10 protein-coding genes are annotated in these 14,281 nt (G+C 44.3%); 1 reads left to right on the top strand and 9 read right to left on the bottom strand.

The annotated features are described in order from the left end of the window. Positions 1-284 precede the first annotated feature (284 nt). The 7 genes from FQV26_RS07605 to FQV26_RS07575 form a co-directional block, all read right to left on the bottom strand. On the bottom strand, positions 285-1,244 hold the full coding sequence (locus FQV26_RS07605; protein ID WP_146557783.1) for an NAD(P)H-dependent flavin oxidoreductase: 960 nt from the start codon (positions 1,242-1,244) through the stop codon (positions 285-287). A 156-nt stretch (positions 1,245-1,400) separates the two neighbouring features. Continuing rightward, entirely contained in the window at positions 1,401-2,837 is a 1,437-nt protein-coding gene (locus tag FQV26_RS07600; RefSeq protein WP_146493829.1) for an MDR family MFS transporter, read from the bottom strand. A 115-nt stretch (positions 2,838-2,952) separates the two neighbouring features. Further along, positions 2,953-4,383 carry an MDR family MFS transporter gene (locus FQV26_RS07595; RefSeq protein ID WP_146493828.1) on the bottom strand — a complete coding sequence of 477 codons (1,431 nt, stop codon included), beginning with the start codon at positions 4,381-4,383 and terminating at the stop codon, positions 2,953-2,955. Between the two features lie 551 nt (positions 4,384-4,934). Continuing rightward, complete coding sequence (locus FQV26_RS07590; RefSeq protein ID WP_146493827.1) at positions 4,935-5,207, bottom strand: ArsR/SmtB family transcription factor; 273 nt, start codon at positions 5,205-5,207, stop codon at positions 4,935-4,937. A 454-nt stretch (positions 5,208-5,661) separates the two neighbouring features. After that, entirely contained in the window at positions 5,662-5,871 is a 210-nt protein-coding gene (locus FQV26_RS07585; RefSeq protein ID WP_146556892.1) for a hypothetical protein, read from the bottom strand. Continuing rightward, entirely contained in the window at positions 5,868-6,617 is a 750-nt protein-coding gene (locus FQV26_RS07580; RefSeq protein ID WP_146556891.1) for an SDR family NAD(P)-dependent oxidoreductase, read from the bottom strand. Before FQV26_RS07580 ends, FQV26_RS07585 begins: the two co-directional genes overlap by 4 nt. After that, positions 6,617-8,194, bottom strand: a complete 1,578-nt coding sequence (locus FQV26_RS07575; RefSeq protein ID WP_146556890.1) for an amidohydrolase — start codon at positions 8,192-8,194, stop codon at positions 6,617-6,619. The genes FQV26_RS07580 and FQV26_RS07575 overlap by 1 nt, the downstream gene beginning before the upstream one ends. 170 nt (positions 8,195-8,364) lie before the next feature. On the opposite strand from FQV26_RS07575, the gene FQV26_RS07570 reads away from it, so the two are divergent. Further along, a complete protein-coding gene (locus FQV26_RS07570) occupies positions 8,365-9,681 on the top strand; it encodes a hemolysin family protein (RefSeq protein ID WP_146556889.1) in 1,317 nt (438 codons plus the stop codon). A 41-nt stretch (positions 9,682-9,722) separates the two neighbouring features. Here the strand turns inward: FQV26_RS07570 and FQV26_RS07565 are convergent, their stop codons facing one another. Next, positions 9,723-10,652, bottom strand: a complete 930-nt coding sequence (locus tag FQV26_RS07565) for a sulfurtransferase (RefSeq protein WP_146556888.1) — start codon at positions 10,650-10,652, stop codon at positions 9,723-9,725. A 3-nt stretch (positions 10,653-10,655) separates the two neighbouring features. Next, on the bottom strand, positions 10,656-14,237 hold the full coding sequence (locus FQV26_RS07560; RefSeq protein WP_146556887.1) for a dynamin family protein: 3,582 nt from the start codon (positions 14,235-14,237) through the stop codon (positions 10,656-10,658). Positions 14,238-14,281: the final 44 nt, after the last annotated feature.

The raw sequence follows: 14,281 nt of genomic DNA, 5'->3' as shown, positions 1-14,281 counted from the left end.
TCTCTCTATCGGAATAAAATATGATGGTTATCTTAATCTTTAAGTATTTATTTTCTTATGTTGAATGTAAGAATTCTTCTGCAAGCAAATTATAGGATTTTAACCGACCTTCTTGTTCCCCATAAAAATCAACAATCATAATTTCATCAACTAAATTCTCTTTTCCAGTTCTCTTAATTTTTATGCACTAACTTCTCGAACTAACTATTTACACATAATTCTTTAGGGTCTCTATTAAGAAGATAGAGAGAATCTTTATATTTCGAGACAGTTGTTTAATAAGTTCAATTAAAGTCTTGCATTAAAGTATCAACCACTTCTTTTACGGTTCTGATTTCTTTGATTGGCGTAATTCCAGTACCTATAGAAATATAGCCATCATCTGTATTGCCTTCCAGCATACCGATACGCATACCAATTGAGCCAACCATCGTTTTTGCTATTTCTTCACGACTAACACCTTGGTTATCCATTTCGACTAGTTTATATGCTAATTGAGTTGGTAAAGAACGATAGTATGCAGGCAAAGTACGGAACATCAGTAAATCTTCTGCTGTAGCATTTACAATCATTTGTTTCACGTTTTCTGCAGCCGGGTTTTCTTTTGTTGGAATAAAGACACTCCCAGCAAACACACCTTCAGCGCCTAGAGCAAATGCGGCACGCACTCCTCTAACATCTCCAATACCACCAGCTGCCATTACAGGAATATTTATCGCATCTGCAATCATTGGAACAATCGAAAATGTTCCAATGACTCGTTCTGGAACCGACCCACCTTCATCAAATCCAGTCGCTACATAAACATCTACTCCAAATTCTTCTGCAGCTTTTGCATCTTTAATAGTAGGAGTAAGGGGTCTATAAATAATTTTTATATTATTTTCTTTTAATGGTTTAAAGATTCTTTCATCCAATATACCGTTCACTATAACAACAGGAACTTTCTCCTCAATAACCATTTCTAAAATTGGCCATGTGTAAGCTAAATCAGAATGTACGATCACAGGTATTCCGAATGGCTTATCAGTTAATGATTTTAATTTTTGTACTTCAGCTCTCATTCGTTCCGCACTTATTTCGGGTGAACGAGTTGTGTCAATCTGACCGGCATTTGGGCCTAGAAATCCTAGTCCACCAGCATTGCTTACCGCTGCAACAAATTCGGCATTTGTAATCCAAGACATTGGGCCTTGTACAATTGGTTTTTCTATATTTAATATTTCGCATATTCTATTAGTCATTCTTACTGAAATCATTGACTACACTCCTTATAAAAAGTCAGCATAAGTCCGAGCGTGGACCCATACTGACTTCAGAGATTTCATGTTTTTTATATTGTTGGTTTATTCATCCACCAGCTACGAAGAATTAACGTATTCCGTTCTCCTTTAATGAAATCAATGGATGGATGGCGCCGACTTACGGCTGGCAACTGTGTGACGGATGAAGAACGCTAAGACAATGCCTAGCAGTGCAACGAACATTGCAACCAAGAAGACATTTTGTGAACCTGCAGTTATCGCTTTGGCAATTTCGGTTAGCTTTGTCGGATCGGAGGAGCCATGCAGGTACTTCTCCATACCACTCGTCAGGATGCTGATGGCGACCGCTGTTCCAATCGCTCCCATAACCTGCTGCAGCGTGTTCAGGACGGCTGTACCGTGCGGGTATAATGCCGGCGGCAATTGGTTCAAACCGTTCGTTTGTGCTGGCATCCAAATCAAGGAGATCCCCACCATGAGCCCGATATGCAACAGTACAATAAAGGCCACGGAAGAAGCTGGGGATAGCGTGGCAAAGAACCAAAGCATAACCGCAACGAGAACAAGGCCTGGAATAACCAGCCAAGTCGGTCCATACTTATCGAATAACCGTCCTACTAGTGGAGACAGAATACCATTTAGCGCACTGCCCGGCAGAAGCATGAGTCCGGCAATGAATACTGAGAATCCGGCGCCAGTTTGAAGGAACATCGGCAAAATGATCATGCTGGACATAATAATCATCATGCAGATCAGGACCAGAAGCAGCCCAATGACGTACATGGGATACTTGAAAACGCTCAGGTTTAACATAGGATCTTTCATAGAAGTCTGACGCAGGACGAACAAGACTAAAGCAACGAGCCCGACAACGATGGAAGCAACCACCACTGTACTAGTCCAACCTTCTGAGCCTTCGCCTGCTTTACTGAAGCCAAAGACCACTCCGCCAAAGCCGATGGTTGACAAGGCAATCGATAAGAGATCGATCCGGGGTTTCGTGACCTCGGTGACATTTTCCAAATACTTTAACCCGATCAATAACCCTACGACTAAAAGTGGCAGCGAGAACCAGAAAATGTAATGCCACGTAAAATACTGGATCAGTAAACCGCCGATGGTCGGTCCGGTCGCTGGTGCGAACATGATGACCAGTCCGACGAATCCCATAGCTGCTCCCCGCTTTTCAGGGGGATAGATGACAAGAATCGTATTGAACAGGAGCGGAAGCAGCAAGCCCATGCCAACTGCCTGTAAAACCCGGGCAAACATCAACATTTCAAAATTGAACGCGAGCGCCGCAATCAATGTGCCCGCAATTGAGCTTATTAGCGAACTTACGAACAGTTGTCTTGTTGTAAACTTCTGCAGCAGCAAACCGCTTACTGGCATCAAGATGCCGAGCGTCAGTAAGAACCCGGTCGTCAGCCATTGTGCAGTTGCAGCCGTAATCTGGAACACGTCCATTAAATTAGTCATGGCAATATTAAGGGCAGTTTCGCTGAACATGCCCACAAAACCGACGATCAGCAGCGACGCCAAGATGGCGCGCGTATTGTATTGTTTCTTCATTTTTTCTCTCCTAGTAACCTAATTAACTTAATAACGGTTTATTTTTTGCAAAGCCTTATTTCCTTAAATCGTTTTCAGAGATACCAATAAAGGATTCGCTGACAAAACATTGATGTTACGCCTGCACCTCTTTGCGGCTGACTACGCCACGGCGAATGAAGAACGCTGTGACTAAACCAATCAGTGCCAACATAATCATGTACAAGAACACGTTATGTGATCCTGCCGACATCGCGTTAGCCATTTCGACCTGTCTGGCGGGAACGGAGAAGTTGTGCAGGTATTTATCCATACCACCCGTAAGTATACTGACAGCTAAAGCAATTCCAATCGCCCCTGAAACCTGTGGCACTGTGTTGATAACTGCCGTACCGTGCGGATATAATTCTGGCGGTAATTGATTTAGTGCGTGCGTTTGAGCTGGCATTAATATCATGGCTGTCCCAATTGAGAGCCCTATATGCAAAGCCACCATTAAGGCTACTGAAGAAGCAGGAGATAGGTTAGTAAAGAACCATAACATGACTGAAACGATGACGAACCCGGGAATAGCGAGCCATTTTGCGCCATATAGATCAAACAAGTGCCCTATTCGCGGGGAAAGGAGACCGAAAAGCGCACTGCCCGGCAACAGCATGAGTCCCGCAGTGAACGGAGATAATCCTGCACCCGTCTGCAGAAACATCGGCAGGATGATCAGGGTCGCCATAAAAATCATCGGGACTATCGCTACTAGAACCAGTCCGACAACGTACATCGGATACTTGAACACGCTCAGGTCCATCAACGGATTACTCGCAACGTTTTGACGCCACACGAACAGCGCCAGTGCGACGAGGCCAACAAGGATCGAAGCAATCACAACTGGATTGCCCAAGCCTTCAGATCCTTCGCCCACCTGACTAAAGCCATAAACAACTCCTCCAAATCCAATCGTTGACAGTAACACAGACAGTAAATCAATCCGCTGCTTTGTGACAGCGGTAACGTTCTCCAAATATTTCAACCCCATCAACAACCCTATAACTAAAAATGGGAGTGATAACCAGAAGATATACTGCCATGTTAAATATCCGACTACTAGACCACCAAAGGTCGGTCCGATTGCCGGGGCAAACATGGTCACAAGCCCGACTAACCCCATTGCCGCCCCCCGTTTATTATGTGGATAAATGATGAGAACTGTATTGAACAGGAGTGGAATTAAGGTGCTCATACCTACTGCCTGGAAAATCCGACCGAACATTAACATTTCAAAATTGAACGCCAGCGCCGAAATCAATGTACCGGCGATTAAGCTTGTGAGCGAAATGGTGAAGAGCTTTCTTGTAGAAAACATCTGCAGCAACATCGCACTTATTGGCGTTAAAATGCCTATCGTCAACATGTATCCAGTTGTTAACCACTGTACAGTTGCCGCTGAAACTTGGAATACTTCCATTAAATTAGTCATTGCAATATTGATGGCCGTTTCGCTTAGATAGCCGGAGAAACCGCAGAGCAGCAACGCTGCCATAATGATACGTGTATTGTAGTTCTTTTCCATTTATATATATCTCCTCGAAAATCACTTTAAGTAAAAGCGTTTATTTTTTAGCAAATCCTTGTCTGTTTAACTATTCAAGCATGAAGGCCAGTATGTAACTCCATCAGGGGCTCTATCCGGAAATTGTTTCAAAGTGAGTATCTATTTTCAGGATAAGGCAGACCCAAATTACCGCGTAAAGTGTTTGATTCATATTCTGTTAGGATCACCATGTTTCGGTCTTCCACTAATTCACTGCTTAATGTGGTTAAGTTTTGAGACATAACCATTAACAACTCGATATTTTATATTTCCGTGTTTCTAAAAATATAGAAATAGAAAGCAGTTTAAATTTATGATTATTCAAATCTTTATCGTAATACCAAAGTATCAAAACATCGTTTTAAGCGAATAAATTCAAATTGTCGTCATTTACAGAGACGTCCTGTTATCAAACCTCCAATCCTTTTAGGATAGAACATTTTATATTTCGAAAAAAATAGAAATAACAAACAAAAAATAATTCCATAGGAATACAGAATTATTATAGTTAGGATTTCGGTTTGCCCGGTTTAATGGCTATCATACAGATGAGGTACAAATTTCTTTGCAACATCCTCATTCAAACTATAAAAAATATAGGTTCCTCGCTTCTCAGGCTTTAAAATTCCGCAATCTGATAATTGCTTTAAATGATGAGATAATGTGGATAAAGGAATACTATCAAGACGGCCTTCAAGTTGTGCCGGACACAAACTATTTTCCTCACCGATAATTTGGATAACTTTGTATCGGGTACTATCCCCCAATGCTTTATGAACTTTAACAATTTGATCATTATCCATTTTTGATGCACCCCTTTTTCTAATATAAAATGTTTTACCCTAAAGTATTTCGATATAACTCGAATTAAACATTATCATGAAATAAATGTGACGTAAAGGATTCAGGCTTCCGACTAATGGATATCCATTGGTTTCCCTTAACGTATAAGTGTTCTGATAACTTGAAGGAATCTGCATTTCCGTAGTTGCTTCAAAATTCGTAGCTCTACCGCCACTACGGATGACCTTTTCCATTTCAGCAGGGTTGGGAAAAGTGAAAGAAATAGACGCAAAGTTATAAGTTGACTTTTTCTTGTTTACTCCTTGATTATTCAAACCGTTCGTAAAAGTACACCTTTACGAACACTTCAAACCTCGCTTAAAGCACATAGAAAAAACGTTCGTAAACGTGTCAAAACACGTTGCGAACGTTCACTAATTCTACCGGACATTTACGAACATCAAAAAGTCCTGTTTAATTCTTCCGCTCATTCATTTCGGCTACCGCCCCATTGAATTTGTCGAAATCGAATTCAATGCTGTTTGATTTATAAAAGAACAGGATGGACTCTTTTTCTCCTTGCGCTAGCAAAAAGGTGACGACTGCTTTCGGGCTGTCCATGTCAATCCCCGCTTGGTTTGCATCGGCCAGTTTGGTCAGGATGTTTTCCGGTGTCTTGTTCAATTCAAACTCCCCTTTCCCGCTGCTGGTAAGTTGCGGATATCCAAAATGGTTGGCAGTTCGTTAAAATCTGCTCTTTGGGTCATTTCCATCAAGAGTTGAGCTGTTTCTTCCGGGCTGCTGAGCAGTCCGCTTTCCTTGTAATCCTTAAACTTTTCAATTAGTGGGAAATCAGCTGCTTCGCTTTGGCGTATTTTTTGCTGCATAGCGGTATCGATGATGCCCGGTGCTACTGACACCACTTTTACGTCGTCGTTTTCCGCATCCAGACAAGAGCTGAAATGATCAAGACCGGCTTTTCCGGCACAATAAGCGCTCCAGCCTTCATAAACTTTACGTCCCGCTCCGGAAGAAATATTGACAATTTTCTTTTCAGCGGTGTTGCTTTTCAATTGCCGAATAAAAGCGCCGCACAACAGCATTGGTGCCGTCAGGTTCAAGACGATGCTTTGGCTGACCTTTTCCGCTTCATTAGTATGAGCCAGGCCAATTGGCTCAATGGTTCCGGCATTGTTCACTAAAACAATTGTTTCTGTTTCTTCGGGGATCAGTTTTAAGGCTTCTGCGACGATGTTTTCCATTGCATCGAGATGAATCAGGTCAAAGGACAGAAAATGCTTGCCCGGCCAGTTGTCCGGCTCGGTGCGCGCGATTCCGATGACCACATGTCCCGCGTCACTCAAATGCCGGCTCCATTCGAAACCAATCCCTTTTGAAGCTCCAGTAATGATATACGCTTCTTTTGCCATTATTCCTGCCCGCCTTTTTGATACATGATTTCTCCTGCTACTACCGTCATCTCGACTTGAGCTTCTAAAATCTGTTCTTCATTTCCTGTAAACAGATCCCGGTCGAAAATTGTGAAATCGGCATCGTACCCTTCACGAATCACCCCTCGGACATCTTCTTTACAGATTGCTGCTGCACTGCCGCTTGTATATAGCTGAATGGCTTCAAAGCGGGATAACTTTTCTTCTGGCTGATGGCCTTCATGCGATTCGTATGGCTTTCTCCGTGTAACCGCTGCATAAATGCCAAGGCACGGATCCACCTCTTCAATCGGCGCATCTGATCCTCCTGCGCAAATCAACCCGTGGTTAAGAAGTTTTTTCCAAGCATATGCCCATTCCAAACGGCCTTCTCCCAGACGTTCTACAACCCATGGAAAATCGGAAGTCACAAAGCTCGGCTGAAGATCCAACGCCACGTCAATCTGCTGCATGCGTGCTACCAGATCTTCCCTGACAACCATTGCATGAATCAACCGGTCACGCTTTCCTGCCGGTACCGGATGCGCTTCGATGGCGTCCAGTGCCATCTCGAGGCCAAGATCACCGATCACATGAATTGCAACTGCTTCTCCGTGTTTACGCGCTATGGAGACGAGGCGTTTAAATTCCTCATCTGACTGAATCGCAACTCCAATGGTTGATGGGTCGTCGTTGTATGGCTTGCTTAATAACGCTGTACGCCCGCCAATCGAACCATCTGCAAAGATTTTCATCGGGCCGGGATCGACAAATGGCTCCGCATATGAGGCGGTTGCCATCATATCTTCGAAAGCACTATGGGCTCTCAGCAGATGGGCCCGGAATTTCACCTCTTTGCCAACGACATTCTTGAATGCCTGCAATGGCCTTGAGTAATGGCCGTAATAGCCCATGTCTTCTGTATGGGCCCCCGTCAAGCCAAGCGACAGCAAATGGTCCACTGACTTTTGGAGGGCACGAGTCAAATACTCTACGCTGACCTCCGGCACCTGGTTTGCTACCAGGTCCTGTGCCGCGTCCAATAAATAACCGGTCGGTTCTCCGTCTGCATCGCGTACAATCACACCGCCCTCTGGATCTGGGCTTTCTTTGGTAATACCGGCAAGTGCCAAAGCACTGGAATTGGCCAGTACCGCATGTCGGCAAACTCGTTTCAACATCATCGGTGATTGACTGATTTCGTCAAGTTCATTGCGGTGGAAGATTTTACGGTCCGCAAAATTGTTTTCATTCCAGCCTTCTCCGATAAACCATTCGCCTTTAGCTAAGTCGTTAGTCGACTCGATCAATTGCTCACGCATTTCTTCGGAGCTTTCGATTTTAGACAAATCTACACGCATCAGTTTTTCGCCATGGCCAATCATGTGCATATGGCTGTCAACCAATCCTGGATACATGCTTTTCCCCTTCAGATCGATTTCTTTATCAGCGTGCCGTTTTAATTCTTCGTATGAGCCGATTCTCTGTATTTGATCATCCGACACCAATACCGCTTCCGCAGTAGCGCCTTCAGCTTCCATTGTGTAGATTGTTCCCCCATGCCATAATACGTTCATCCAACCACTCCTTTTCTCTATTCTCATCATAAGTTTATTTGTTGCTGCATTCAATACGTTTGGATTGAATTTTTCACCGGCCCGTCGACAAAGCAAAAGCCCTTTCATTTATGTTATACTGTTTTTACTTATAGAAAGCAGAGGTGAACCCTCCTAGTCGGAGGGACGAATTGGACAGTATACTCATTATCAATTTGTTTTTGGTCGCTCTTTTAATCGGGCTGACCGCTTTATTTGTTGGATCGGAATTTTCGATTATTCGTGTCAGGATGTCCCGGATCGATCAACTCGTTTCAGAAGGCAATAAAAATGCCATTCTGACGAAGAAAATCATTAGCAACCTGGATTATTATTTGTCCGCTTGCCAACTGGGAATTACAGTGACAGCGCTTGGCCTTGGGTGGTTGGGTGAACCAACTGTAGAACGGATCCTGCATCCGATTTTTGAAAACTTTGGTGTAGAAGGACCGACTGCGTCGATTTTCTCCTTTATCATTGCCTTTACCGTCATTACTTTTTTGCACGTCGTGATCGGCGAACTTGCGCCTAAAACTCTGGCAATTCAATATGCAGAAAAAATGGCCTTTATCTTTGCCCGTCCGCTTTATCTGTTTGGAGTGATCTTGTCCCCATTTATCTGGTTGATGAACGGATCAGCCCGTTTACTGCTTCGCGCTTTTGGCATTGAACCGGCAGAGCATGAGCAGGCCCATTCAGAAGAAGAACTGAAGATCATCATGACGCAAAGCTACCAAAGCGGTGAAATCAATCAAACGGAACTTTCGTATATGCAGAACATTTTTTCTTTCGATGAGCGTATGGCAAAGGATATCATGCTGCCGCGAACACAAATGGAGACGATTTCACTTGAAATGAGCCATGACGACTTGATGGAGATTGTGCGTGACCACCAGTATACCCGTTATCCCGTTACCGAACAGGGTGATAAAGATGACATACTGGGCTTCGTCAACGTCAAGGAAATGCTGACCAATTACACCTATAAACAGGATTTGAATGATAGCATTGTCGTTCACGATATTCCGTTTGTACATGACATGGCGCCAATCCAGGACGTACTGCTGAAAATGCAGAAAGAACATGTCCATATGGCGATTGTCGTCGACGAATACGGCGGAACGGCCGGTGTCATCACAATGGAGGACATCTTGGAAGAAATCGTCGGGGAAATTCGCGACGAGTTCGATGAAGATGAGCGCGACGAGATTAAAGCCGTCGACATCAATAATTATCTCTTGAATGGCCGAGTGCTGTTGTCGGATCTGGAAGATCGTTTTGCTATCGAATTTGATGATAGTGAAGACGTCGACACCATCGGCGGATGGATCCAGTTGAAAAACACGGACATCAGTGAAGGCGAGTCGGTTGAATTGCCGACTCACACCATCACAGTACGGGAAATGGAAAATCATCAGATTATCCGCGTACTGTTGACACGCAAAACAGAGGTACTTGAAACGGAATAAGCAAAAAAATCACCCGACAGCTAATGCTGCCGGGTGATTTTTTATTTTTCTTCTAACAATGATTTTTCGTATTCGAATTTTTTCATGAGCATCTCACCTGAATAGCCTTCTTCGATCAGTTTCGCCAAAATAGTTTTGGTCTGATCGTCCGCCGCTTCGGGATGCTCACCTCGGTCAAATTCGACAACATTCTCCGCATCGGTGATCCAATCCGAGTAACTGCCCATATAAAGCCTTACCTGATTGTACCCTTTATCAGCAAGGACAGCATACAAGGCAGCCGCTGTCACTCCGCTGCCGCAATAGACGACAGCCGGCTCATTCTTTTGGACAATGTGGCTGATGTCTTCTTCCGTTTGAAACTCGCCTTTGGATACGAATTGAGACCAATCCAAATGTCGAGCCCCAGGGATTCTTCCGGCCACCGGGTCAATCGGCTCTTCCCGTCCTGCATAACGCTCTTCAGAACGTGCGTCCACCAATACTCCAAGTTCGTCGCCGCTAATAACATCTTTCACATAAGACTGATCAGCAAAGATGTCTGTAATGAACTCGGGTTCAAAGCTTGTTGCTTGATATTCAGGAACTTCAGTGGAAACGTCAATCCCCTGCTGTTTCAATTTGTCATAACCCGTTTTGCTGATGTGGACCTTATCAAACCCTGCGTATTTCAGCAGCCACCAGGCACGCGCAGCATAAGGAGAGCCGCCTTGGTCATAAATGACGACGGAATCGCTGGACTCCAAACCGCTTGATTGAATCAATCTAGTCAATTGCTGATTGGACGGCATAGGATGACGGCCTTCAGCAGATGCCATATCTGACATGTCGGTTTCGAGATCCCAAAAAACAGCTCCTGCCACATGCTCTTCTTCATACAATTTTCTGCCGGCTGATGGATCCTTCAAATCAAATCGCGCATCAATCCATCTATGGTTATTGGTATCGGTCGTTTCAATAAAAACTGACATCGTCTACACCCTTCCATCCATCAAATTTGAATAAAGCTCTTTCCATTGTGCCAATCTTTCGGATTGCTGAAGCAAGGTTCGCTCCGAATCAATCTGATCGACCGCCTGGCGAAGAACATGCTGCCGCAAGCCTTCCGCTTCCTGTTCTATCCAAAATTCCGCCCAGTTCGCCAGCTCTTTTTTCTCTTTATCCAGGTAGCGTAAAGCATCCGGTTCCATCATGGACTGCAATGCATCCCGCAGTTTTTCTTTTTCATTTTTCTCGAAGAAGCTCTTGTTGTTCTTGTAATACGATTTTACCGATGAATAATCAGCATCTGCGAATGGTTTGGTGATTTCCAAAGAACCCGCTTCCTGAACTTCATATGGTGTGAACGAGAAATCCGGATTCAATTCTTTCAGCTTGGCTGCATCTTCTTTAAAGCGTGATTCCAGCTTCCTTTCGATAAATTGCGCAAGACGGAAATTAGTGACACGCAGTTCCTGCTGGAAATCAAAGCCGGTCATTTCATTCATATCCTGTAAAGCGATATCAAGCGCCTGCTGTGCCGATTTATTGGAGAAGACCGAGGGATTGAACGCTTCTTTGAAAAAGTCATTAAAGCGGTAGAATACCCGCTGATTGACGTAATACAGCAATTCATCCAGTTCTTGCAATGCTTCCCGCTCCAGTAGCTTAGCGATCGATGCACCAAACAGGATGCGCAGCTGCTTCTCAAGATGCTTGAGTTCTTCCAGCCGTTCGTCTTTCCGCAACAAGTTCTTTTCTGTATGTTCGATCAGGCTGCGGAAACGGTCCACCGCTTTTTGTTCTTCTTCCGCCAATGATTGCACGGCCATGCCTTTCAGCTCTTCTTTCAGGAAATGCTGAAACGCTTCTTCAAACTCGGGCATTCCGGAAAGCTCCCGGTCGCGCAGCGCCAAAAGACTTGAAACACCAAATAATCGAGGGAAACGGATGCCAAAACGCTGCAACTCGTCTTTCACATAAGTGACAACTGCGTCTTTTTCCTGTTCATCATTGGCCAAATCGATTGCATTGACAACAAAGAACATTTTATCCATTTCAAACGCATCCTTAACTCGTCCGAGCTGGATCAGAAATTCCCGGTCGGCTCTCGCAAAGGCATGGTTGTAATAAGTAATAAACAAAATCGCATCGGCATTGCGAATGTATTCAAAAGCGACGTTGGTGTGCCTTGCATTGATCGAATCTGCTCCGGGTGTATCGACAAGCGTGACACCGTTGCGCGTTAGTTCGCAATCATAGTAGAAGTCGATTTCGTCGACAAAACAGCTTTTCTCTTCTTTTGCCACATATAGTCCGAATTCCTCGCGATTGGTCCGGATGGTTTCACCCAGACGGTCCTTAAACACCGGATAGCCTTTATTGAATGCGATGATGAACGATTTATGGACCTGCTGCTCAGTCGGAGTATCTTCCGGCAATTTCAGCGATTTGGCATAGGCATCTTCCAGTGAAGCGACTTCAATACCCAGTACATGGAATGAGTTTTTGACGTCTTCTGTCATTTGAGCACGTGTCTTTAAACGCACATCCGCGGTTTCATGCGGATGCTGTTCTGTAATAGGACGTATCCGGTTGATGGTTGCCGTCGTCGGATTCGGTGATACCGGCAAAACCGATTCTCCCATTAAAGCATTCGAAAATGACGATTTCCCGGCACTGAAAGCACCGAATAAAGCAATCGTGAATTCCTGTCCTTCCAAGCGGCCCGCTTTCCGTTTCAGGTAAGCCGCAGTTTCTGCAAAGCCTTTGATCGGAGTGATCACTTCTGCAGTGCGGTTGGCACGCTCAAGTACTGCCATTTCATCGAACGCAGCTACTTCAAGTGTTTCAGCCTGCTGCTCCGGTTCTGCCTTTTGCTGTTCCTTTTTCTCAAGCATCGCCGGATCGAATTCCGTCATTTCTTCAATGGATACTTCAAATTCTTCCAGCCATTGATCTACTTTTTCTTCAGCTGCCGTTTTTTGCTTTGGCAGCATGGCTGAATAGGATTTTTTGACTTTATCGATTTTGCTGTCCATTTCTTCAAGTGTTTCGATAGCAAGCACTTTTTGAGACATGGTTTGAGCTTTCATATCAATCTCTGTACTGGCATCGTCCGACAAGCCTTTAAACTTTTCTTCCTGCGCCGTTTTCCAACCATCTGTTTCACGGATAAACCAGCGTTGCACTGCAGTTGAGATGCTATTGGCAAAATTCAGCACAGCATCTCCAGTCGTGGAAGCACCCGTCGGAACCTGTTCTTCAACAACGGCGAACGGAACATCGAATACCAAATCATCAATAGCTAGCGATTCGCTGTCGGTCAGCAGTCCCGCATCTTTTAATGAAGACTTCATCAACTTTTTCAGATGATTGGTGATTTGGGAAGACACTGTCGTCTCAAGCCGCTCATCTACTTCCTGCTTTCTTCTCTGCCGTTCTTCTTCTGTCTTTTTGCCGCTGAACAGCATGCCAACTTTGAAATTTGGCTGAATGGACTCCAGGTAGCTGGTTAATGCACTGCGCAGTTCATAGGGCATGATATTCGAGTTTTCCAACAGCTCTTTGCGGCTCTTCTCGAATTTTGACTGCCAGTTTTCGAAATCCTGCACAGACATTCTGCGTGACACCAATGCATTTTCTTTTTTCAAGTCTTCACGGTTTTCCCATTCGGCAGAATCGAGAATGTCTGAAAAGGCTTGCAGACGCTCTGCTTTTTCATCTTCCAAAAACTTGATGTGTTCGTCTTTTAGTTGACTCAATGCCGAATCAGAAGCTTCGCCGATATGGCCTTTCCAATTGTGCATCGTTGAAGATACCAGCTCTTTAACCTGTTCAAAATCATTGCCCGGAAAATTAAAATCTTTTAAGGATGTAAAAAAGATTCCTTTAGGGACCACTCCCCATGCTGCAAAAGAATCGTGGACCGATTGCTGGAAATCCGCAAAGCTCATCTCGCTGCTTTGGTGCTTATCGATTTGGTTGACAATCAAATACAGCTCGGTGTATTTCTGCAGTTCTTTTGTAAAATTGAAATTCAATTCGGATTGAACATGATTATAATCCATCACATAAAAGACCATATCCGCCACATGAAGTGCCGATTCTGTCGACATGCGGTGAGCATCATCTGTGGAATCGACGCCAGGCGTATCCATAACCGTAATTCCTTTTGGCAGGACTGAAGCTTGGTGGCCGATATCAATCTGCGTGACATCTCCATTTTTGCAGAATTCCTTTACGGCGTTGAAATCGTAATTTTCAGGGAAGTAGACGGGCTTCTCGTTTCGCATATTGACGATTGCGAAATCCTTATCCGCTTTCTGGACATTGACGATATTGGCGCTAGTCGGAATTGGGCTGGATGGCAGTAAAGTCTCACCTGTCAGCGCATTGATCATGGACGACTTTCCGGATGAGAAATGTCCGGCAAAGCCGATGATGAAATTATTTTTCAGGATTTTCTTTGCAAATAAATGCGCTTTCGCTTCCCTCTCGGTATCTTCGTTGTCTTTGAAGATCCGGTAAAGATGTGCCGTTTCAAGTAATTCTTTTTTATGGTCAAGAACTGTCATTTAGAAATCTCCTTCTCCGCTTACTGCTCTCTATCATATCATTT

Source organism: Planococcus sp. CPCC 101016 (genome assembly GCF_007859295.1).
Classification (GTDB): Bacteria; Bacillota; Bacilli; order Bacillales_A; family Planococcaceae; genus Planococcus.
This window is presented reverse-complemented; position numbering and strand designations above follow the sequence as displayed.

Bases quoted from the DNA above. Each gene is read 5' to 3' on its own strand.
- FQV26_RS07605 (WP_146557783.1), bottom strand. From the start codon at position 1,244: ATGACTAATAGAATATGCGAAATATTAAATATAGAAAAACCAATTGTA.
- FQV26_RS07600 (WP_146493829.1), bottom strand. From the start codon at position 2,837: ATGAAGAAACAATACAATACGCGCGCCATCTTGGCGTCGCTGCTGATC.
- FQV26_RS07595 (WP_146493828.1), bottom strand. From the start codon at position 4,383: ATGGAAAAGAACTACAATACACGTATCATTATGGCAGCGTTGCTGCTC.
- FQV26_RS07590 (WP_146493827.1), bottom strand. From the start codon at position 5,207: ATGGATAATGATCAAATTGTTAAAGTTCATAAAGCATTGGGGGATAGT.
- FQV26_RS07580 (WP_146556891.1), bottom strand. From the start codon at position 6,617: ATGGCAAAAGAAGCGTATATCATTACTGGAGCTTCAAAAGGGATTGGT.
- FQV26_RS07575 (WP_146556890.1), bottom strand. From the start codon at position 8,194: ATGAACGTATTATGGCATGGGGGAACAATCTACACAATGGAAGCTGAA.
- FQV26_RS07565 (WP_146556888.1), bottom strand. From the start codon at position 10,652: ATGTCAGTTTTTATTGAAACGACCGATACCAATAACCATAGATGGATT.
- FQV26_RS07560 (WP_146556887.1), bottom strand. From the start codon at position 14,237: ATGACAGTTCTTGACCATAAAAAAGAATTACTTGAAACGGCACATCTT.